Origin of the sequence: Spongiactinospora gelatinilytica, assembly GCF_003236385.1 — a bacterium.
GTDB classification, from domain to species: domain Bacteria; phylum Actinomycetota; class Actinomycetes; order Streptosporangiales; family Streptosporangiaceae; genus Spongiactinospora; species Spongiactinospora gelatinilytica.
In genome coordinates, this window is the sequence record NZ_POUA01000009.1 from 1 (window position 1) to 19,572 (window position 19,572).

General features: G+C 70.0%; 27 protein-coding genes and 4 pseudogenes. 16 read left to right on the forward strand and 15 right to left on the reverse strand.

From position 1 onward, the window contains the following. Positions 1-153, reverse strand: a 153-nt coding sequence (locus tag C1I98_RS43490) for an L-threonylcarbamoyladenylate synthase (RefSeq protein WP_306461834.1), incomplete at its 3' end; no start/stop codon positions are given. Between the two features lie 186 nt (positions 154-339). Here C1I98_RS43490 and C1I98_RS02085 point away from each other — a divergent pair. Both C1I98_RS02085 and C1I98_RS02090 read left to right on the forward strand, forming a co-directional pair. Further along, complete coding sequence (locus C1I98_RS02085) at positions 340-696, forward strand: STAS domain-containing protein (RefSeq protein WP_199536665.1); 357 nt, start codon at positions 340-342, stop codon at positions 694-696. Further along, positions 693-1,622, forward strand: a complete 930-nt coding sequence (locus tag C1I98_RS02090) for a sensor histidine kinase (RefSeq protein ID WP_111165342.1) — start codon at positions 693-695, stop codon at positions 1,620-1,622. The genes C1I98_RS02085 and C1I98_RS02090 overlap by 4 nt, the downstream gene beginning before the upstream one ends. A gap of 39 nt (positions 1,623-1,661) precedes the next feature. Here the strand turns inward: C1I98_RS02090 and C1I98_RS02100 are convergent. Continuing rightward, positions 1,662-2,376, reverse strand: a pseudogene (locus C1I98_RS02100) (Stf0 family sulfotransferase). A 541-nt stretch (positions 2,377-2,917) separates the two neighbouring features. Between C1I98_RS02100 and C1I98_RS02105 the strand changes: the two are divergent. Continuing rightward, positions 2,918-3,964: a TerC/Alx family metal homeostasis membrane protein gene (locus C1I98_RS02105; RefSeq protein WP_111165345.1), complete on the forward strand. Its 1,047-nt coding sequence runs from the start codon at positions 2,918-2,920 to the stop codon at positions 3,962-3,964. 183 nt (positions 3,965-4,147) lie between these two features. Here C1I98_RS02105 and C1I98_RS02110 read toward each other — a convergent pair whose 3' ends face one another. Beyond that, positions 4,148-6,340 carry a SulP family inorganic anion transporter gene (locus C1I98_RS02110; protein ID WP_233507037.1) on the reverse strand — a complete coding sequence of 731 codons (2,193 nt, stop codon included), beginning with the start codon at positions 6,338-6,340 and terminating at the stop codon, positions 4,148-4,150. Between the two features lie 509 nt (positions 6,341-6,849). Here C1I98_RS02110 and C1I98_RS02115 point away from each other — a divergent pair. After that, positions 6,850-7,158 (forward strand): DUF1883 domain-containing protein, encoded by a 309-nt coding sequence (locus tag C1I98_RS02115; protein ID WP_111165347.1) that lies wholly within the window; start codon positions 6,850-6,852, stop codon positions 7,156-7,158. Here the strand turns inward: C1I98_RS02115 and C1I98_RS02120 are convergent. Next, a complete protein-coding gene (locus C1I98_RS02120; RefSeq protein ID WP_199536666.1) occupies positions 7,094-7,828 on the reverse strand; it encodes a tetratricopeptide repeat protein in 735 nt (244 codons plus the stop codon). The two genes, C1I98_RS02115 and C1I98_RS02120, sit on opposite strands and share 65 nt — an antisense overlap. Before the next feature lie 94 nt (positions 7,829-7,922). On the opposite strand from C1I98_RS02120, the gene C1I98_RS02125 reads away from it, so the two are divergent. Then, complete coding sequence (locus tag C1I98_RS02125; protein ID WP_233507038.1) at positions 7,923-8,183, forward strand: Rid family hydrolase; 261 nt, start codon at positions 7,923-7,925, stop codon at positions 8,181-8,183. A gap of 29 nt (positions 8,184-8,212) precedes the next feature. Here the strand turns inward: C1I98_RS02125 and C1I98_RS02130 are convergent, their stop codons facing one another. The 3 genes from C1I98_RS02130 to C1I98_RS02140 are packed head-to-tail and all read right to left on the reverse strand — an operon-like array spanning position 8,213 to position 9,762. Further along, entirely contained in the window at positions 8,213-8,758 is a 546-nt protein-coding gene (locus C1I98_RS02130) for a histidine phosphatase family protein (protein WP_111165349.1), read from the reverse strand. Positions 8,759-8,766: 8 nt separating this feature from the next. Further along, a complete protein-coding gene (locus C1I98_RS02135; protein ID WP_111165350.1) occupies positions 8,767-9,564 on the reverse strand; it encodes a CbtA family protein in 798 nt (265 codons plus the stop codon). A 9-nt stretch (positions 9,565-9,573) separates the two neighbouring features. Further along, positions 9,574-9,762 (reverse strand): CbtB domain-containing protein, encoded by a 189-nt coding sequence (locus C1I98_RS02140; RefSeq protein WP_111165351.1) that lies wholly within the window; start codon positions 9,760-9,762, stop codon positions 9,574-9,576. A 346-nt stretch (positions 9,763-10,108) separates the two neighbouring features. On the opposite strand from C1I98_RS02140, the gene C1I98_RS02145 reads away from it, so the two are divergent. Continuing rightward, positions 10,109-10,399, forward strand: coding sequence for a hypothetical protein (locus C1I98_RS02145; protein ID WP_146607251.1), 291 nt, complete (start codon positions 10,109-10,111; stop codon positions 10,397-10,399). A gap of 9 nt (positions 10,400-10,408) precedes the next feature. On the opposite strand, the gene C1I98_RS02150 is transcribed toward C1I98_RS02145, so the two are convergent. After that, a complete protein-coding gene (locus C1I98_RS02150) occupies positions 10,409-10,762 on the reverse strand; it encodes a hypothetical protein (RefSeq protein ID WP_111165353.1) in 354 nt (117 codons plus the stop codon). Positions 10,763-11,177: 415 nt separating this feature from the next. On the opposite strand from C1I98_RS02150, the pseudogene C1I98_RS02155 reads away from it, so the two are divergent. The 3 genes and pseudogenes from C1I98_RS02155 to C1I98_RS02160 form a co-directional block, all read left to right on the forward strand. After that, positions 11,178-11,534, forward strand: a pseudogene (locus C1I98_RS02155) (flavoprotein); the annotation flags it as partial. Positions 11,535-11,574: 40 nt separating this feature from the next. Further along, complete coding sequence (locus tag C1I98_RS41095; protein WP_158557867.1) at positions 11,575-11,745, forward strand: hypothetical protein; 171 nt, start codon at positions 11,575-11,577, stop codon at positions 11,743-11,745. 36 nt (positions 11,746-11,781) lie between these two features. Next, positions 11,782-12,141 (forward strand): metalloregulator ArsR/SmtB family transcription factor, encoded by a 360-nt coding sequence (locus C1I98_RS02160; RefSeq protein WP_397562427.1) that lies wholly within the window; start codon positions 11,782-11,784, stop codon positions 12,139-12,141. Positions 12,142-12,159: 18 nt separating this feature from the next. Here the strand turns inward: C1I98_RS02160 and C1I98_RS02165 are convergent, their stop codons facing one another. The 5 genes and pseudogenes from C1I98_RS02165 to C1I98_RS45275 form a co-directional block, all read right to left on the reverse strand. Further along, positions 12,160-12,564 carry an arsenate reductase ArsC gene (locus C1I98_RS02165; RefSeq protein ID WP_111165355.1) on the reverse strand — a complete coding sequence of 135 codons (405 nt, stop codon included), beginning with the start codon at positions 12,562-12,564 and terminating at the stop codon, positions 12,160-12,162. A 67-nt stretch (positions 12,565-12,631) separates the two neighbouring features. After that, positions 12,632-12,856, reverse strand: a pseudogene (locus tag C1I98_RS02170) (ACR3 family arsenite efflux transporter); the annotation flags it as partial. Continuing rightward, entirely contained in the window at positions 12,853-13,206 is a 354-nt protein-coding gene (locus tag C1I98_RS02175; protein ID WP_111165356.1) for an ArsR/SmtB family transcription factor, read from the reverse strand. The pseudogene C1I98_RS02170 and the gene C1I98_RS02175, both read right to left, overlap by 4 nt. Before the next feature lie 85 nt (positions 13,207-13,291). After that, positions 13,292-13,612: an arsenate reductase/protein-tyrosine-phosphatase family protein gene (locus C1I98_RS42565; RefSeq protein WP_306461831.1), complete on the reverse strand. Its 321-nt coding sequence runs from the start codon at positions 13,610-13,612 to the stop codon at positions 13,292-13,294. Then, entirely contained in the window at positions 13,575-13,778 is a 204-nt protein-coding gene (locus C1I98_RS45275) for a hypothetical protein (RefSeq protein WP_306461832.1), read from the reverse strand. The genes C1I98_RS42565 and C1I98_RS45275 overlap by 38 nt, the downstream gene beginning before the upstream one ends. Positions 13,779-13,937: 159 nt before the next feature. Here C1I98_RS45275 and C1I98_RS43495 point away from each other — a divergent pair, with 159 nt between their 5' ends. Continuing rightward, on the forward strand, positions 13,938-14,306 hold the full coding sequence (locus C1I98_RS43495; RefSeq protein ID WP_233507040.1) for a PEP-utilizing enzyme: 369 nt from the start codon (positions 13,938-13,940) through the stop codon (positions 14,304-14,306). Here the strand turns inward: C1I98_RS43495 and C1I98_RS02190 are convergent. Next, positions 14,303-15,520 carry an FAD-dependent monooxygenase gene (locus tag C1I98_RS02190; protein WP_111165357.1) on the reverse strand — a complete coding sequence of 406 codons (1,218 nt, stop codon included), beginning with the start codon at positions 15,518-15,520 and terminating at the stop codon, positions 14,303-14,305. The genes C1I98_RS43495 and C1I98_RS02190 overlap by 4 nt on opposite strands. A 90-nt stretch (positions 15,521-15,610) precedes the next feature. On the opposite strand from C1I98_RS02190, the gene C1I98_RS02195 reads away from it, so the two are divergent. Continuing rightward, positions 15,611-16,252, forward strand: a complete 642-nt coding sequence (locus tag C1I98_RS02195) for a TetR/AcrR family transcriptional regulator (RefSeq protein ID WP_158557869.1) — start codon at positions 15,611-15,613, stop codon at positions 16,250-16,252. Between the two features lie 6 nt (positions 16,253-16,258). Here the strand turns inward: C1I98_RS02195 and C1I98_RS02200 are convergent, their stop codons facing one another. Continuing rightward, positions 16,259-17,326 carry a flavin-containing monooxygenase gene (locus tag C1I98_RS02200; protein WP_111165359.1) on the reverse strand — a complete coding sequence of 356 codons (1,068 nt, stop codon included), beginning with the start codon at positions 17,324-17,326 and terminating at the stop codon, positions 16,259-16,261. A 53-nt stretch (positions 17,327-17,379) separates the two neighbouring features. Here C1I98_RS02200 and C1I98_RS02205 point away from each other — a divergent pair, with 53 nt between their 5' ends. From C1I98_RS02205 to C1I98_RS41100, 5 genes and pseudogenes are all read left to right on the forward strand, one after another. Beyond that, positions 17,380-17,721 carry an ArsR/SmtB family transcription factor gene (locus tag C1I98_RS02205; RefSeq protein ID WP_111165360.1) on the forward strand — a complete coding sequence of 114 codons (342 nt, stop codon included), beginning with the start codon at positions 17,380-17,382 and terminating at the stop codon, positions 17,719-17,721. Positions 17,722-18,025: 304 nt separating this feature from the next. After that, complete coding sequence (locus C1I98_RS43500) at positions 18,026-18,148, forward strand: ferritin-like protein (protein WP_233507042.1); 123 nt, start codon at positions 18,026-18,028, stop codon at positions 18,146-18,148. 21 nt (positions 18,149-18,169) lie between these two features. Beyond that, positions 18,170-18,391, forward strand: a pseudogene (locus C1I98_RS02215) (ferritin-like domain-containing protein); the annotation flags it as partial. Continuing rightward, positions 18,391-18,816 (forward strand): SDR family oxidoreductase, encoded by a 426-nt coding sequence (locus C1I98_RS46295; RefSeq protein WP_199536667.1) that lies wholly within the window; start codon positions 18,391-18,393, stop codon positions 18,814-18,816. The pseudogene C1I98_RS02215 and the gene C1I98_RS46295, both read left to right, overlap by 1 nt. Positions 18,817-18,949: 133 nt before the next feature. Then, positions 18,950-19,102 (forward strand): hypothetical protein, encoded by a 153-nt coding sequence (locus C1I98_RS41100; protein ID WP_158557871.1) that lies wholly within the window; start codon positions 18,950-18,952, stop codon positions 19,100-19,102. Positions 19,103-19,572: the final 470 nt, after the last annotated feature.

A 19,572-nucleotide genomic window follows, 5' to 3' on the forward strand; every position in this document is an offset into this window, starting at 1 on the left:
CCCTTTGACCTTGAAGATGCGCGTGACAGCGGTAGGGTCCTCGGCATCGGCGCCCAAGCCGTAGACGGTTTCGGTCGGAAAGGCCACCAGGCCCCCGGCGTGCAGCACACCGGCCGCCTTGTCGATGTCATTGGTCGTTGCCGTCACCCTCACAATCCTCCCACTGTCCCGCTCTCGGCTGTCCCATGACCGCCTGGCACACTACGGCAAGCCCAGGGCAACGACCATCGCGATCGCCCCCGGCCGGCTGCTTCACGACCCAGGCCGGGATAATCTCGACACCGTAGGCCCTCCCGAGCCGACCGGCGGACGGTCGGCGAATCGTAAAGGAGACCCAGCGTGGATGCCGCACCCCGCATCGACGCATCCGGCCCGGTGACCCGCGGAGTGGATGCGCTGGAGGTGAGCGCTTTGCCCTACCGCTGCGGGATACGCGCCCGCGGCGCGATCAGCGCGGCCACCCGGCACCGCTGGGAACAGGCCCTGGCCGCACTGGCCCGCCGACATGCCGACGTGTCCTACCTGGAACTGTCGCAAGTGGCATTCGTGGACGTGGCCGGCGTCAGAGCGCTGGCACTGACCGCGATCAACCTGCCCGGCCGGCTGCTCGTGGTCGAACATCCGCCGCCACAGGTGCCACGCGTACTGCAGATGTTCTGGCCCGGCCTGCACGAGATCGAGGTGGTCCCGCGATGAGCACCGTGGCCACCGGCGAGACCTTCGAGCACCCGGCGCTGTTCTACCGCACCGCGCAGGAGTACACCACCCAGACGGTGCGGTTCGTACGCGACGGCCTGGCCGCCGGCGAGCCGGTGGCGGTGGCCGTCCCCGGACCCAACCTGGAACTGATCAAGGCCGGGCTCGACACCGACGCCGAGCGAGTCGTGTTCCTGGACATGACCGAGGCCGGCCGTAACCCGGGGCGGATCATCCCCCGGGTGCTGCGCGCGTTCGCCGACGCCCACCCGCACACGCGGGTACGGATCATCGGCGAGCCCATCTGGCCGGGCCGCACCGCGGTGGAGTACCCGGCGTGCGCGCAGCACGAGGCACTGATCAACGCGGCCTTCGCGGGCCGCGCCGCGACGATCCTGTGCCCCTACGACCAGGCGGGCCTGGACCCCGAGGTGCTGGCCGATGCCCGGGCCACCCACCCCCTGCTGATCACCCAGGGACGCGCGCACCTCAGCGACGTCTATGACTGGCAGGCGGTCCTGGCCCGCTACAACGAGCGCCTGCCGCCCGCGCCCGATGCCGCCACCTTCATCTTCGCCGCCGGGGAGCTTCCCGCGGCCCGCGCGTTCGCCGTCGAGCAGGCCCGGCGGCTGGGCCTGACCGGGGAGCGGCTGGGCGATGCCGAGCTCGCGGTGGCGGAACTGACGACCAACAGCGTCATCCACGGCGGTGGACAAGGCGCGCTGGCCATCTGGGCGGAGGCGGGACAGATCGTGTGCGAGGTCCGCGACGCCGGGCGGCTGACCGATCCCCTGGCCGGCCGCCTGCCCGCCGACCCGCACCAGACCGACGGCCGAGGCCTGATGGCCGTCCACACCATGGCCGATCTGGTACGGGTGCACACCGCGGCGGACGGCACGGCCGTGCGCTTCTACCTCGACCTCTGAAAGGGTGTCCTCGGTCCTTGAACGGTGGTCGCCGCCGGCTCAGGCAGGGCGTGGGTGTGCCGCCTCGCGTTGGTAGCGGGCGATCCACCGCTCATTGAGCTCGTCGGCCTGGCACCGATGCCGCGCCACGACCGCCCGGCCGGTCGGCATTTCTATCTGCAGAAACGCCACGATGTCGCGGGTGACTCCCGCCATGTCGCCACAAAGTTCCTCATAGCGCACCACATACGGCTGCATGCCGGCCGAGGCGAACCACGCCTCCCACGCCGCGTTGTCCCGCTCGATCCACCACGTCGTCACGGCGTACGAACACCAACCGCGTCCTGCCGAACACCCTGGTCAGCAGTCGCGCATCGTCCTCGGCGAGCTCGGGATCGAACTCGGGATACAGCGCCCTCAGCTCACCGAGCATCTGCCCAAGGCTCTCCCACATGAGCTTCGCCCCGAACACGCCATTCTCGCCACGGCCCTCGGCCAACGCCGTACGTAAGAAGTCGGCGTAGGCCCAACTCCCGTCCGCGGCCCGCGGTATCCGCCACCGATCCGCCCACAGCGGCTCATCCGGCCGGCGGAAGTACGCCTGCGGCCGACCGGCCACCCCCGTCGACTCCAGCAGCCCGAGCAGCAGTGAACTGCCCGTCCTCGGGGTGGCGCAGACGAAATACGAATCAACCCGCCCGGCAGCATCCCTCGACTCGGTCACCGCGCCACGGTACGGCCAGGAGGCGCGCTTCAGGCAAGCGGATTTCGACACGAACGCTCAGCGGCGGTATCCCCGTGTGCAAGTCCTGGGCGTGGAGTTGAGGTGCGGCTCAGCGCCGGGTGTGGGAGCCCGGCGGGCCGGGCCACAAGACGGCCATCGCCATGATGGCGGACAGCACCAGCAGCACGTCGAAGAGCCAATCCAGGAGGAACACCCGACCATCCCTTCGTCTCGTCAGGGCATGCGCCCACGTGGACGAAGGTCTTCCCGCACCCTCCCGTCGCGGCCGGGAGGGCCACCCCGCCGGGCCCGCCTCCGGTGCGGGCCGTGATGTCGATCAGGGTGTCGGGCGGCGGGTACTCCCCTCCGCTTTCTCCCACTATCGCCCTGCGACATGCTCGGGTCAATCACACCGCGTCGTTGCCAGGACGAGATGGAGCGATGCCTGGGATTGTTCTACCCTGGGCCTGGCGAGGGGAGTACTTCCCAAGCGCCGATCCGGTCAATACGGGCGTACCACGCGCCCCCGGACGGCCGCCCGGACCCCGGGTGAAGGAGACCTCGAACGACCGAGCGCGTTCGAGGAGGTTCCATGTCCCCGGGGACGATTTCGGCTGCGTCCGGACAGGCCGGTATCGCGTCGATGGCGTTGTGGTCGATCACCGTGGCCGTCCTGATTCTGCTGCTGGCCATCGACATCGTGCTCACCCGGCGCCCGCACGAGGTGCACATGCGCGAGGCGGTGGGGTGGTCGGTGTTCTACCTGGCGCTGCCAGTCGCCTTCGGAGCCTACCTGTGGGGCGTCTTCGGCGGCACGACGGCGGCGGAGTTCTTCACCGGGTACGTGGTGGAGAAGTCGCTGTCGGTGGACAACCTGTTCGTGTTCATGCTGCTGCTGGCCGCCTTCGCGGTGCCGTCCGATCTGGTCCAGCGGGTGTTGTTGTACGGGATCGTCGGGGCGCTGGTGCTCCGGGTGGTCTTCATCGCGCTGGGGGCGGCCGCACTGCGGAGCGGGACATGGGCGTTCCTACTGTTCGGGGCGATCCTCATCGTGACCGCCGGCAAGGTCTGGGCCGAGGCGCGCAAAGGGGAGGGGCCCAAGGTCGACATCGACGCCATGCGCAGCGTCCGGCTGCTGCGCCGCTTCGTCCCGGTCACCGGCGACTACCGCGGCTTTCGGCTGGTGGTCAGGGAGCAGGGCCATCTGGCCATCACTCCGCTGGCTCTGGCCACGGTGGCGGTGTTCGCCACCGACATCGTCTTCGCCGTCGATTCGGTGCCGGCCGTGTACGGGGTGACGGAAGACCCCTTCCTCGTCTTCGTCACCAACGCCTTCGCGCTGCTGGGTCTTCGGGCGCTGTACTTCGTGCTCCAGGGCGCACTGATGCGGCTGCGGCATCTCAACCACGGGCTGGCGATCATCTTGGCGTTCATCGGGGTCAAGCTGGTCCTGCACTGGGCCCACGGCATCTGGGCCTGGGTGCCGGAGATCCCCACGGCGGCCTCGCTCGGTGTGATCGTCGCGGTTCTGCTCACCGTCACCCTCACCAGCCTCCGCGCCGGCCGGGCCGGCCGGGCTGACCGTCAGGCCGAACCATCCGCCGAGGAGGCCGGCAACAGGTCGGTGCCCGGCTCCTGAGCCGTCCGGCCACGACGATGCCCCTGGCCAGCCGGCCACCGGTCGTTCGACGAGAAGCAGGCGCCGGGTGCGGCGCCTGCCCCTCCCCCCCTCACCCGCGCACTCCCGCTCACCGGCGGGATACCAGCGGCCAAGGCCGAGAGGCTCAGCTCGGCGTGCCCGGCGACCTGGCCGGTGACGTGGTCAGCGGCGCTCTGGCTCGGAGGCGAGAGATGTGACCGTCGCCGGCGAATCGGGCGCCCCCGGGGGCGCCACCTCCACCCGTGCCGAGCCGATGTCGAAGTAGAGCCCCATCAGTTTCAGCGTGCCGGCCTGGACCTGCTCGTTGACCGCCGGGTACGTCCTCAGGTTCGCCAACTGCTGTTGGATGTTGAGCCGGCAGAGCCGGTCCAGCTTGGTGTCCGGGTCATCCCCGTCGGCGCCGCCCTCCAGCAGGGCCAGGCTGGAGTCGCCGTGCCGGAGCCAGCGGCCCAGGTGCCGCAGGTGGGCCGTGGTGGCGGGGCCGTCGAGCAGGGCCGCCATCGCGCCGCAGCCGGAGTGTCCGCAGACGGTGATGGTGTGCACGTTCAAGATGCCGGTGGCGAACTCGATGGCGGAGGCGATCGAGTCGTCGCACGGGTCGGAGTCGGCGCGCGGCACCAGGTTGCCGATGTTGCGGACGGTGAACAGGTCTCCCGGTCCGCTGGAGGTGATCAAATGGGGCACGATGCGGGAGTCGGCGCAGGTGATGAACAGGTGGGCGGGCTGCTGTCCGGCGGCCAGCTCGGTGAAGACGGGCCGTACCAGCGGCGCGGTACGGCGGTGGAACTCCTGCGTCCCCTGGGTGAGCCGGCACTCACTTTCGGTCATGGCCGGCTCGGCCCGGCGGCGGTGGGCCCAGGGCAGCCACCAGCGTCCGGCCGGCTTCGGCGGGCTTTTGGCAGGGGACATCCGCGCGCCGCCCGCCGCCATCGTGTACCACTGGTCGTGGACCTCGTCGATGGCGACCGTGCCGCCCAGGCGTTCGTGGTCCAGCCGCCAGGAGTGGACGGCCTCGAAGGCGGCGTTGTCCATGAAGTCGATGTTCAGGTCGAGGTCGACGGCGGTGCCGGTGGGGATCGCCCGCAGTTCCTGGGTCAGGTGCGGCACACCGAGAAAGGTGAGCGAGCCGGAGACGGTGACGTGCAGGCGCCCGTCCGGTTCCTCGCGCTTGTCGATGGTGACCCGCGTCAGCCGCCGCAGCGCCAGCAGCGCGGCCAGGGCGAGCCCGGCCAGGACTCCCTCGGCGAGGCCGATCACGATCACTCCTGTCATGGTGACCAGGTAGACCGGCACCTCGTTGTGACCGTGCACCTTCCTGGCATTGCCGAGGCTGATGGTCCTGATGCCGATGAAGACCAGCAGGGCGGCCAGCGCCTCGATCGGGATCAGCTTGATCGTCCCGCCCAGGCACAGCGCGAAGATCAGCACCCACACGCCGTGCAGGATGGCCGAGGAGCGGCTGCGGGCGCCGGCCCGGATGTTGGTGGTACTGCGGACGATCACTCCGGCCACCGGGAGCCCGCCCAGGGCGCCGCTGACCATGTTCGCCACACCCTGCCCGCACAGCTCACGGTCCAGGTCGGCGCGGCGGCCGTTGTGCATGCCGTCGGTGGCCGTGCAGCACAGCAGCGATTCGGCCCCGGCCAGCAGCGCGATCAGCAGCGCCGCCCCGGCGACATGGTGCCAGTCGCCCTGGGGCACCTGCGGCGGCGCCCAGGTGGCGATGGCCCCCGACAGGTCGATGCGGGTGACGTCCCAGTTCAGCAACCAGGCCGTGGTGGCGGCCACGGACAGCGCCGCCAGCGGCGCCGGGACGGCGCTGATCCTTTTGGGCAGCCGCTCCCAGACCAGCAGTACCAAGACCGTGAGCACGCCCACCATGACCTTGTGGCCGTGCATGCCGATGATCTGGCCGGGCAACTGAATCAGGTTCGCCAGGGCCGAGTGCTGGGGACTGCCGCCGAGTACCACATGGAGCTGGGCGAGGGCGATGACGATGCCGACCCCGGCCAGCATGCCGTGCGCGACCGCGGGTGAGACCGCCAGCGCGGCCCGCGCCGCCTTGAGCAGGCCGAGCAGCACCTGTATGGCGCCGGCCAGGATGGTGATCAGGCAGGTGGCCTGCCAGCCGTAGGTGTGCACCAGGCCGGCGATCACCACGGTCAGGCTGGCGGTCGGCCCGCTGACCTGGATCGGGGAACCGCCCAGCCGGCCCGCGACGATGCCGCCCGCGGCGGCGGCGATCAACCCGGCGGCGAGCGGCGCCCCGGCCGCCATGGCGATGCCCAGCGACAGGGGCACCGCGACCAGGAAGACGACCAGCGACGCAGGCAGATCATACCTGAATGCACTCAACAGACTACCCTGTGTGACCATTTTCATGGAGGCCACCCTAATGTCGCCGTACGCCTCCAATCCCGGCATGGCATGTGCCGGACGCCCGGCCGCCATGCCTGCCTCCACCCGCCCTGCTCGGCGATCGAGCCGGGACACCGGCAGGCGCACCGGCATGACCGCGGAATTCCCCCGCGCGTACGCGTAGCGGTGTCACAAAAGCCACGAACCCCGGCCCTGCAGAAGGCCCCGACGTCGCGCCGGCGGGGGCGGAAGCGGTCGGGCACGTCGGCGTGACCCGTCATTTTTCGGCTCGCGCTGCCCCTGGTCGTCGCGTGCCGCGCAACACCGTCGTATGGTCGGCCGACGCCGCCGTCTTCACGGCCGTCCGGTCGCGGTCGTGGCGCAGCCCGTGGTAGATCGCCCGGAGCGTCAGCAGGGGCGCTTCGGCAGGCCAGTGGCTTGGATGTGTCCACGGGGCAACGGTGACCAGGCTTCCTGCCGATCGCATGACGCGCTACCAATGACGTGTGGAGCATCTATACTGGGATCTCGGATCGTGCGCAGGCGGTGCCTCCTTCGAGGTGGAGCTGCGCGGCTCGGCCGCGCGAGTGTGCCTCATGGACGGCGACCACTACCAGGCGTACCTCGACGGTGACCAGTACCGGTATCACGGCGGCTTCTACGACGTCAGCCCCGTCGTCCTGGAGGTGCCCTACGACGACTACTGGTACCTCGTCGTCGACAGCAACGGCCGGCGGATCAAGGTCCAGGTCACTCAGGTCGTCGATCGAGTGAATCGTCCCGGGTCTCGCCATGACCAGTGTCCGGTGGCGTGATCTGGGAGCGCGCCTCCGTGACCTGCCTCATGATGCGGTGCGCCCCGCAGGCTTCGGCGGTGGCGTACGCCTCCTCGGCCAGTGCCAGCGCGTCCTCACGCCGGCCTTGCGCAATGGCGATGTAGATCAGTCCGACCTGGTCTGCCGCGACACCGGCCAGTAGCCCGATCTCCCGGCGCAGTCGCGCTGCTTCCTCCAGACGCTCCCGGGCGGCATCCAACCGACCCGCGAAGTGGTCGGCGATCCCCAGATGCCGAAGCGCCTCCGACTGGGTGTACCGGTCTCCCGCCGGCTTGGCCAGGTCGTATGACCGCTCCAGGAGAGGTAAGGCGCTATCAACATCATTCCGTACGACCTGATGGAAACAGCCCAGCCAGAACACCGCCTCCGCTTCACCCGCCGAATCACCGAGCATCCGATACAACCGCGCCGCATGCTCGAACAGCCCCAGCTCACGCGAATCCTCATGCCGATCCTCCAGAAACCACGCATGCAGGATCCGTCCACGAGCCAGCGCCAGATCGGCCTCGACCTTGTCCAACGCCTGCTCGGCCTCTGTCAGCCCGCCGAGGTCGCCGGCGAAAACAGCGCGCTCATAGGACAACTTGGCCCGCTCGATACCGCTCTCCATGCCCATCCCGCTTCCCTGGTTCTCGTCCTCGGGGCTCATCGATGCCCTTTGTACGGGTGTACGAGGTCGACGACACCGTATGCCACTTGCCTCATACTGACGACGCTCATCCATCGGCCTCGAAGATGAAATCGTGCAGGCCTTCGAGAACGTCGAGCGGACCCTCGCCACGGCCGGCGCCACATGGCGCGACGTCATCGCCGTGACCTCCTACCACGTCCCTGGCTCCGCCGACTTCATCGGCGAGGTCCACAACCGTGTCATGGCGGAGCAGTTCCGCAGGCGCATGGGCGACCGCGGAACCATCTGGATCGAGATCGGTGTTCCCGCCCTTGGTGCCCCGAAGATGCGCGTCGAGATCCGCGTCACCGCCATCATCGGGCGCGACGACTGACGCACGCACCGCCTGAGCGGCCGGCCCCGCTAAAGCCTCCGGTTGACATAGGCGATCCGCCAGCCGCTCCGCGTCACGGTAAGCCCGGTGATGGACAGCGGAGCCAGGTCGATGCGGGCGGTGCTGAGCGGGTCCGCCCCCAGGGCGTGGCCGAGCGCCGCCCTGATGGTGCCGGCGTCGCAGACGGCGACCTGTTCCGGCTCATCTCGTACCGAGTCGAGCCAGCCGGCCACCCGCGACGCGTGCGCGGCCAGGGACTCGCCGCCGTGCGGGGCGGCGGCGGGGTCGGTGAGCCAGCTCATCAGCGCCTGCGGCTCCTCCTGCGCGACCTGGTCATAGGCAAGGCCGCGCCATCGGCCGCAGTCGGCTTCCCGGAGGGCCGTCGCCCGGCGCGCGTGCAGTCCCATGGCACGGGCGGTCTGCCGGGCGGCCTTGCCGGGCGCCGCCCATACCAAAGAGGTCGTCGTAAAGCGCAGCGAGGCGGCCTTGGCCAGGCCGGCCGCGTCCGCGTCCTCATCGCCGGGGAAGCGGGCCGCCCGCATCCCCGGCGTCGTGGCGTGCCGGACGAAGAGCACCCCAGGGTTCAGCTCGGTGCCGCGGCGGCCGGAGCGGGCGCGATCGTACGCCTCGCCGCCCGGTCGCTCGCCCAGCCGAACAGCACGCCGAGCGCCGTCCAGAAGACGAGCTGGGTACCGATCGAGGCGAGCCGGAACTCCCACAGCAGTGTGGCCGGGAAGCCCTCGGGCACCTCGTCGACCGTGGGCAGCAGCCACCATGCGGCCACCACCGGCACGAGGAACGCGACGACCGCCGCCACCCGGCGAGCCCACGGATCCCCGGTGATCCTGCGGGCGGTGGCCACCGCGATCACGGTCGCCGCCAGGCCGACGAGGATCATCGCCACATAGAGCAGGGTGCGGCTGTTGATGGTCGCCGGATCACCCACGGCGGGGGGATTCGCGGGATATTTCACGAACGGCACGAGGATGATCGCGGCGAACGCCGTCCCGGCCATGACAAGCGCGAGCCGTCCATCGGACGTCGGCCCGACCGGCCCGCCCCGACCGGCCCGCCCGACTCGTCCGACTCGTCCGCGAAGACCCGCGAACACCAGCGCGAAGATACCGCCCACGGCGAGTCCGTAGAGGCCGGTGGCCAGGAAGAGTCCGGCCTTCTGCGCGGGCCTGCCGACCACGGCCTCCTCGCTGTGGCCGTGTTCGGCCTCCTCGGCGTGCTCAGGAGCCGCGGCCTGCGCGGCGGCCTCCTCCAGGGCGATGGCGTCGTCCACCCGCGGTTCCCCGAAGGCGAAGGCGAAGCCGCCCGTGACAAGTCCGGCCAGCAGCCCCACGAGCAGGCCCCTGACCAGCAGGGTGCGTACCACACTCGGCCCCTAGTGGCAGGGCACGCCGAGCAGGTGCCGCCCGTCGTGCATGAGTTCGTGCAAGAATGCGCCGGTCTGGGAGACCGCGCCGTTGTCCATCAGGACCAGGTACGCGACGAGCAGCAGCACGGGTACGGCCGCCAGCCAGGGGCGCAGCCGCGGAAAGGGGATGCTGGACGGGGTGGACAAGCCACTCATATAGAGCCTCCTCAGGGTCACGCGTCCCATCTCACGAGGTCACGATCGTCAAGCGACCTGGCTCCCGGGATCTGCGTCCCGGATACAGTGGCGCGTCCGCACCGGCATCTCACCGGATTTCCCTTGAACAATCGTGAAGTCAAGCGGAACGTATCCCGCCTCCCCGGTCGCGTCAACACGGATCAAGGAAGTACGGGCTGCTCGCTCTCGTGCATTGTCGCTATAACGCTCGGAGGGTAACGACGCGATCAGCGGATCCGTCGCCGATCGGGTCGCCGTTCTGGTCTGGGGCCAGACGGTCAGGAGTGAGGATCCCACCCACGGCTATCGTCGCGGCGGTGTGGTCATGGAGCTGCGCAAGGTCGCGACCACATGGAAGCTGGACCACGTCTGGCCACCGACTCCGCGGCCGGACTCGGCCGAGATGACCAGCGGGGACTGGCCGTCCGGCAGAGCGGCGACCCTGCTGTCGGCCGCGTCGGGCGATGGTGCCCGCGCCATCGCGTTCGACGCCATCACACCCGCAGGCGCGTGGGTGTTCCGTCTCGGCGCGGACGAGACCGTGAGCAGGCTCGACATGGTCCCCGAGGGCAGGTCCTTCAAGGTCGAGAGCAGTTGGGAGCTTGGGGCGTCCTGAACGGGAATGTTACGAGGTCAGCCAGGTGGTGAGGGCGATGGCCGCCTCGCGCAGGTCGTGGTCGCGGCGTTCTTCGCTCATCTGATCGACGGTCAGCCGGAACTGCGGCGCGATGACCACGAACACCTGGTTGTACAGCGCCCGATCGCCGCCCCCGATCTCGGTGCCGCCGGCCTGTACTTCGACGCCGAGAGCGGCCAGTTCGGGAACCTCGACTTCGGGGAAGTCCTTGTACTTGGGGTGCGCTGACGGCAGGCCGATGGTCACGGCGGACGTCGGCACGTCCTTCCCCCACGAACAGGTCGCCCTGTCGGGGGCATCGTACCGCTTGTTGAACTTCTTGCCCTTGATCAGAACACCCATGGCCGAGACCAGCCGGGGATCGTCGCATTGCTCCGGCAGGGCGAAGGAACGTGTGGGGGTGGGCGATACGGTCGGCGCCTTCGACGCTGCCGACGTAGGGGAATTCGAGGGTGAGGCGGTCGTGGCGGGGGTACCGGCACCGCACCCGGCGAGCAGGCTACCGAGGAGCATCGTGCCTGACGCGGCTAATACGGCTCTGACAGTCATGGACATCGCCACAGTGTCCAAGATCGCTGATCGTCCCACCAGGAGGCCCGAGCGCCGCCTCGTTCTCGCCGGTGCAGGCGGCACGGTTGCAGGATTCTGCTACTGATCGACACCCATCTAATTTGACAGCCATCTAACCAATAGCTCATGATGACTACTGATTCGACCATATTCTAAGCAGAAGAGGGGGGAAGCACTGCGTGCCTTCGCCGAACTCGCCCGGCCCCCGTTGATCGACCCCAACGCCCATTCCTGCGGCAGCGTGCCCGCCCACGGGGTGGACGAACTGTCCCATCCCGAGCCGGGCTACTACGCCGTCGGCGTCAAGTCCTACGGCCGCGCCCCGACGTTCCTCATGGCCACCGGATATGAGCAGGTCCGCTCGGTGGTCGCGGCACTCGCCGGGGACTGGCAGGCCGCCCGGCAGGTGCGGTTGGACCTGCCCGAGACCGGGGTGTGCTCCTCCTCGGCGGCCGAGGCCCAAGAGCAGCGGATCGGGCCGGCCACCCCGCTTCCGCTCGCCACCGTGAATGCCACGAGGGCCGAGGGCGGCTGCTGCGGGTGACCGTTCTCGACGGGAGAAAGATGATCAACATGCTCCTCGCATGGCGGTTCGGCGAGCCCTTGTGAGCACCGCCACTCCGGCCACCGGCTCGTCCGCCGCCCCCCGAGGCGCCGGCGGCGGACGCTCCCGGCCGCAGTCCCGGCACGGCCGGCGCATCGTCGCCGCGCCGGCCGTCGCCTGGGTGGCCCTGGTCGCCTACCACCGCGTATGATTTCGACGAGCATCGAAATACGAGGAGGTGGGGGCCGTGGGGGCTGCTGTGGCCGCCGTCACGATCGAGTGCTGCCCGCCGATCGCGCGCCAGCGGCTGAACGAGTCCGAGGCGGCTGAGCTGGCCGTCCTGCTGAAAGCGGTCGCCGATCCGGTCCGGCTGCGGCTGTTGTCGATGATCGGCTCCCACACCGGCGGCGAGATCTGCGTGTGCGACCTGACCGGCGCCTTCGACCTGACCGCCCCCACCATCAGCCATCACCTGAAGGTGCTGCGCACCGCCGGGCTGATCGACGGCGAACGCCGCGGCACCTGGGTGTACTACCGGATCATCCCGCAGCAGGTGGCCAGGCTCGGCGCGCTGTTCACCCCGCTCGCCGAGACCGCCTCCCCGTGAGCGGACGTCTGGGCTCGTCTACTGCGGCAGCAGTTCGCCGATCAGCTTCTCGATCCGCTCGCGGATCTCATCCCGGATCATCCGCACGGCCTCGATGTCCTGCCCGGCGGGATCCGCCAGAGCCCAGTCCTCATAGCGTTTGCCGGGGAAGATCGGGCAGGCGTCGCCGCAGCCCATGGTGATCACCACGTCCGAGCCCTCGACGGCGTCAACAGTGAGGATCTTGGGCTGGTGGCCGGTGATGTCGATGCCCACCTCGCGCATGGCGAACACCGCGACCGGGTTGATCTCCGCCGCGGGCCGCGATCCGGCCGAGCGGACCTCGATGCGATCACCGGCCAGATGCGACAGCCATCCGGCGGCCATCCGGGAGCGTCCGGCGTTGTGGACACAGACGAACAGCACGCTAGGCAGCAGGGGCATGGGCGGGCTCCTTGCCGAACAGGCGCCGGCCGGCCAGGCCGACGTAGACCAGGGCGACCAGGACGGGCAGCACCGGGTACATCATCAGCAGCAGGCCGAGCGCGATGGGCAGCGAGATCTGGCCGATCTTCACCGTGTCCAGCGCGGTGTTCAGGCCGGGCAGCAGGCGGCCCAGCAGCAGCCCGGCGGCCATGGCCAGGCCGATCCACAGGGGCAGCAGCCGGTCCAGGGCCGACAGGGCGCCGATCACTGCGGCCTGGCGTGCCGGGGCGTGCGCGGAGGTGGAGGTCATGGGGTTCCTGTGGTGGTGGCGGGTAGGTTCAGCAGGCTCGACAGTTCGCCGAGGGTTTCGGGGACCAAGCGGTAGTACACCCACGAGGCCCGGCGTTCGCTGACCAGCAGGCCGACCTCCTTGAGCACCTTGAGGTGGTGGGAGATGGTGGGCTGGGAGACCTCAAAGGCGCCGGTGATGTCGCACACGCAGACCTCGCCGCCCTCGCGACTGGCCACGATGGACAAGATGCGCAGCCGTACCGGGTCACCCAGCGCCTTGAACACGCGGGCGATCGCGGCGGCCTGGCCGGCGTTCAGCGGCTCGCGTGCCAGCGGGGGGCTGCACTCCAGGAGTTGCAGCAGGTCCATCGCATCCTCCAGCTCGGCTCGGATCGAACGCGACTGGCATCGATCGGCGTCGAATCCACCATATGCCATATTGATACTCGCCTATTCACGGCCGCGGCAAGGGTACCTCCAGCTCGGCCAGTAGCCCCCGGACCCGGCGCTCGATCTCATCGCGGATCGGCCGGACCTCATCGGTCGTGCGGCCATCGGGGTCGTCCAGCTCCCCGTCCAGGTAGCGCTTGCCGGGGTAGACGGGGCAGGCGTCGCCGCAGCCCATGGTGACCACCACGTCGGCGGCCTGGACGATCTCGGCGGTCCACGGCTTGGGGAACTCGCGAGAGATGTCGATGCCCCGCTCGGCCATCGAGGCCACGGCGGCCGGGTTGATCTCACCGGCGAACTCCGAACCGCCCGACCGCGTGCTCACCGGCCAGGTGAGTGAAGAACCCCAGCGCCATCTGCGAGCGTCCGGCGTTGTGCACGCACAAGAACAGCACGATCGGCCGTCCGTCGCCCTTGCCCTCGACCCGGGCCAGGGCGTGCAACCGCTGGCGGGCGAACCGTTCGGCCGGCAGCGGCAGGAAGTTCGCCACCGCCGCCTTGGCGGCGAACTGCTCGTAGCTGCTGTGCAGAGGCGTTCGATCGTCTCGGTGCCGAACACACCGGTGAACGCCTCGCGCAGCCGCCGTGCCGCGGTGGTCAGGGCGAGCTGCTGGTCGATGGTCAGGTCCTCGCGCTTGTAGGTGCTGGTCATGAGCACTCCCGCCACAGCATATCGATGTCCGACTATTTCGGCCCCTATCGATATCGACAGGTATCTATGGGAGGTGGGCGAACGCCAGGTGAACACTCGCACCTCCCCACGCACCGGCCTGCCGGCGTCGCCAAAGGCACGATCTACCTGCACTGGAAGACCCACGACGAGCCGTTCGCCGCGCTGCCCGCGCCGCGAACGGGTCCATGTGATCTCTCCACGGGCCGCCGCCGTCGTGACCGGCCTTGGCGCGCCACTGTCACACGCCTCGATCGTGGCCCGCGGACTGGGCATTCCGGCCGTGGCCGGCACCGGGTGGACGGCGACCGTCATGGAGGATCACGCGCCGGCTGTTCGCCGTCGCTAGGAGCGATCGTTCGTGGGACCGCCGTCCTGCCCGCGTGTCGAAGCGCTGGTCGCGGCCGGTACGCGCGAGCCGGGCAGTGCGCCGCGCAGCCGGGCGGCGGCGGAGACGGCCGGCCACACCCGGATGGCCAGGTTCCGCATGAGGATTCCGCGCCGGGTCGCGGGTACGAGGAGCCCCGCGGCCAGGCCGACGCCGCGCTGCCTGGAATCGGCCAGACGCCGATGCCGGCTCTCGTAGCGGCGGAACGCCGACGGCGGGTCGTCCGGGCCGGCGGCCAGTTCCCCGGCCAGCGTGTACGCCCCCGCCATGGCCAGGGTCGAGCCGTCACCGAACAGTGACGCGCAGGACGCCGCATCGCCGAGCAGCGCCACCCGGCCCTGCCACCAGCGGGGCAGGGCGACCCGGCTCACCGCGTCGAAGTACAGGTCGTCGGCGGCGCGGACCCGCTCCAGCAGCTCTGGAGCGCGCCAGGACACCCCGGCGAACGCGCGCGCCAGCATCCGCTTGTGCCGGCCGGTGTCGCGGGGGTCGAAGCCGGGTTCGGCCGGGGCGCGGTAGAGGAAGAACGCCCCCTCACCACCCGGGACGGGGCAGACGGCGACGGCCTTGCCCGGCACGTTGTGCATGACGATGTCCCTGATGCCTTGGCCGGGACCGGGCTCGCCGCCGAGCGGCATGGTGGCGACGTACAGGCCCATGTGGTGCACGAGGCCGGTGCCGAACGTCAGCCGCCGGGTCACCGAGTGCAGCCCGTCGGCCCCGATCACCAGGTCGAAGCGGCGTGCCGTACCGCGCTCGAAGGTGACCTCGACCCCGTGCTCGTCCTGGGCGAGCGAGGCGATGGAGTCGTCGAAGACGTACTCGGCGTGCTCGCGGCCGGCCTGGAACAGGATGGCGGACAGGTCGGCGCGGGGCAGTTCGATCTCGCCCGGCCGCTGGACGGCGCGCATGTCCAGCCGGCCGGTCCGCCTGCCGTTCGCGTCGACGAAGGTGAGCCCGGCGTTGCCGGTGGCGGCCTGACGCAGCCGAGGCAGTATGCCCATCCGCTGGGCGATGCCGACGGCCGGCCCTTTGACGTCCACCGGGTTCCCGCTGGAGCGCGGCTCCCGGGCCCGTTCGACGACGGTGACCCGGAAGCCGTTCCTGGCCAGCCAGTACGCCAGCGTCGGGCCGCCGACGCCGGCTCCGGAGATCAGTACGGTCCGCTCGCTCATGACACACCCCATAACCGGATGAAATTACTCCGCTTTGTTGACTGTAACCTAAGCGGAGAAGAATCGTCCAGTTCGAGAGGCGGCCGAGACGTGGCAGGTACGACACCGCGGCTGCGCGCGGACGCCCGCCGTAACCGGGATCTGATCGTCACGGCCGCTCAGCGGCTGTTCCTGGAGCAGGGCATCGACGTTCCGCTGGATGAGGTGGCCCGCCAGGCGGGCGTGGGCATCGGCACGCTCTACCGCCGCTTCCCCGACCGCGACGCCCTGCTGCGCGCCGTGGCGGAGGACACCCTGCGACGCCTGGCCGACCTCGTCGAGGCCGCTCGCCGGGAGGAGCCCGACGCCTGGCACGCGCTGTGCCGCTTCCTGCGCTCCTGCGCGGAGCTACGGCTCGGCGAGCTGGCGGCCAGGCTCGATCCCCACCTGCACCGGCAGATGCGCACCGGTCAGGACCTGGACGAGATCCGGCAACGAGTGATCGCCACGGTCCTGGAGCTGGCCGCGCGCGCCCAGGCGGACGGGGCGCTGCGCGCGGACGCCGGGCCCCTGGACATCGCCATGCTCATGACCCTGCACGTCTACGCTCCGGCCAACGTGTCCGGCGACCAGGCCATGCGCCGGATGGTGGACATCATGCTGGACGGCCTGCGCGCCGGCGGCGGAGCCGTCCTGCCCGGGGCCCCGTCCACCGACGTCGACCTGCGTCGCTACACGGCCGTGGAACCCTGACACGTGTCACAGGCCATAGGCGGTCAGGACGCCCCCGGCGTAGGCGGCGATCGGCGCCGCAACGTGTTCGGCGTCGCGGTGGACGCCGCGCAGGGTGTTGGAGGCGAAGGAACGCTGGAACTCCAGTCCGACGTAGCCGAGCCCGAGGTGAGTGGTGGACAGGCCGCCGGCGTGCAGGGGCAGCCCCGCCTCGTCGAGGGCGCCGAGCGGAGCCAGGTAGTCCAGGCGCGGCAGGTAGCCGGTCGCGTAGATCACCGTATCGACGCGCTCGCGTTCGCCGTCGGCCCAGATGAGCCGGTCGCCGTCGAAGGCGGTGAACATCGCACGGCGCCGCAGACGGCCGTCGCCCAGGGCGGCGGCGTAGTCGCCGGTGTCCATGACCAGCGTGCCGCTCGCGACGCGGGCCAGCCAGGCGGGCGGGAGCCGGTCGAAACCGGTGGTGGTGTGCCAGTGGTGCACGTCCTGGCCGCCGACGATCTGCGGCATGAGCTGCAGCGGCCGACGTGAGGCGATGGTGACGTCGGCCACCGCGGCCAGTTCGTAGGCGACCTGGACGGCGGAGTTGCCGCCGCCGACCACCACGACGCGCCGCCCGGCGTAGTGCTTGGGGTTGCGGTAGCCGGCCACGTGCAGGGCTTGCCCGGGGTAGCCGTCCTGGCCGGGCAGGGCGGGGGTGTAGGGGTTGCCGAAGGAGCCGCTGGCCGCGATCACGCCCATGGCGTGAAGGGTCTCCCCGGCGGCGGTGTGGACGAGGAAGCCGCCCGCGCCGTCGGCTTCCACCGCGGTGACACGGGTGCCGGTACGGATCTCGACGTCCAGGCCGTCGGCGTAGCGCCGCAGGTAGGCGACGACCTCATCGCGGGTGGGGTAGCGGTCACCGTCGCCGGGGAAGTCCTGGCCGGGCATGGCGCTGTAGCGGGCGGGCGAGAACAGGGTGAGGCTGTCGTAGTAGCCGGCCCAGGAGCCGGTGGGCGTCGGGCCGGCCTCGACGATGACGGGGGTGCGCCCGGCGGCGCGCAGCGCGCGGGCGGTGGCGAGGCCGGACTGGCCGGCGCCGATGACGATGGTGTCCATGCCGCAGAATCATATCTTCATATCCGGAAATGACAATACGATAGAATCGCGCCATGCAGACGACAGGCGGCGGCATCCAGCTCACCGACGCGGCGCGCGGCTTCCTCAAGGCCCTGGCCAGCGACACCCGCCAGCAGATCCTGTTCCTGTTCGAGGGCGGGGTGGAGCTGACCGTGAGCGAGGTGGCCGAGCGCTTGTCGCTGGCCCAGTCGGCCACCTCCACGCACCTGGCGACGCTGCGTGAGGGCGGGGTGCTCACCTCCCGGCGCGAGTGGAAGACCGTCTACTACCGCGCCGACCCCGACGGGGTGCGGCGGGCGCTGGCCGATCTGCAGGTGGCCTTGGCCGCGTGCTGCCCGCCGGGCGATGGCGCCTCTGTCGGTGGTTGCGGCTGACCGGGCCGGAGACCGTCGCAGCCCGGCCCGTACCGCGACCGGCACGCCCAGGCTCCTGACGGACATCGGCTCACGCGAGGTCAGCGAATGCGCGTTCCGGCTGCTGCGGTGGATCTCCGGCCGCCAGGAACATGGCCGCGTCTGGGATGTCACCGCCGGGTGGTTGCCTCGCTTCAGCCACTGTGACCTGGGAAAACTCCCCTAAGCAGGAGGGCGGCCCTCACCCCCGGGGTCTTGGCGGCCGAAGGTACGACCCAAGCGGCCCGGGGGATGCGATGAAGCCAGGGACAGCGGGGACTTCCAGATGAAGACGATAAGAGAGTACGTGGACACGGCGATCCTCTCATCAGAGGATCTCAAGGGCGCGTTGCAACTGGCGATGCGATTGGAGTTCGCCACGATCCCGCCGTACCTCTGCGCGGAATGATCGGTCAAGGACTTCTCCCACCATGCCAGGCGCGCCCTGCATCGGATCGTCGTCCAGGAGATGTACCACTTCGCGCTGGCCGGGAACCTGCTCACGGCGGTCGGCGGCACGCCGTCACTGGCCCACGCCGATTTCCTGCCCGTCTACCCGGCCGACGAACTGCCCGGCGGCATCCCGCCGGTCGGCATCAGGCCGCTGGTCAAGGACCAGCTCGCGGTTGCGCGCAGGCCGTGGTGGAGGTGATGCGCTCGACGGACGGCGGGTCGATCACCCACATCGCCTCCATCGAGGGAAGCCACCCCGCCCGGCAGCACGCGCACTACTGCTCGTCCAAGGCGGCCGTCATCATGCACGCCCGTAGCGCGGCCATCGAGTACGCGCCGCTGGGCATCCGCGTCAACGTCGTCTCCCCGGGACTGATCGACAAGCCCGGCCTGGAGGAGGAGTGGCCCGACGGGGTCCGCCGCTGGGAGTCCGCCGCCCTGCTGCGGCAGAGGCCGGCCCCAGGACATCGGCGATGCCTGCGTCTTCCTCGCCTCGCCGATGGCCGAATGGGTGACCGGTCACAACCTGGTGGTGGACGGCGGCGTTTCCTCCGCACCCGCCTGGTAGCCACGAATCGCGTCGGCCCGGCCTTTCCCATCGCAGGCGGCATCACCGTGATGTGACCGCATCGGTCGAGAGACCAGAGGGACGGCACCGAGCCGCGCGGTCCCGGCCCGAGCTGTTCCACGTGAGCGTCATCCGCTTCAACGAGGCGGCGGGCGCGCCACGTCGCTACCGGCCCCCTCATCCACCCGTGTGGACGAGTTCGTACGCGGGGTGACGCTACGCGGCGTCCACGCGACCAGGCGTCGGCAGACCGGGTCCGGCATCGATGCCGCCTGTGGTCAGCTCCACGCCAAGTACCTCGCCGGAGCCGAACCGATCCCTGTCGCGCCCCGGCGCGGCTGACAGAAGAAAAGAGATCACCCATGTCCACGAAATCCGCCATCACGTTCCGCCATCTGACCTTCAAATGGCCGGACGGCACCGTCCTCGAACTCGGCGAGGCGCCCACCGGCAAGTAGACGGGTGCGGCCAGGTGAACTCACAGCACCTGGCCGCATCGTGCAGGGATTCACCTCAGAGGCTTGCGGCTTCGGTTCGCAGGGCCTCGGCGACCAGAAGCGTCCGCCCACCCCGCGTTTACGCGCATCCTCAATGGCCTGCCACTCTTCAGCCACAGGATCGGTCGACCTGTCGGAGAACTCTACACTGCACAATGTAATTCCTGCGGCAAGGATCACAGCGTCGGTCACAACGTTGTAGCCTTCTACCGTGGCCCTGTATTCGTCCTTGCGCAGCACCTTCCGCAGGCAGCTCGAAATAAGTAAGGGTATGCACGAAAAGGAGAGAGCCTTCGTTGTCACGCCGACAACGCG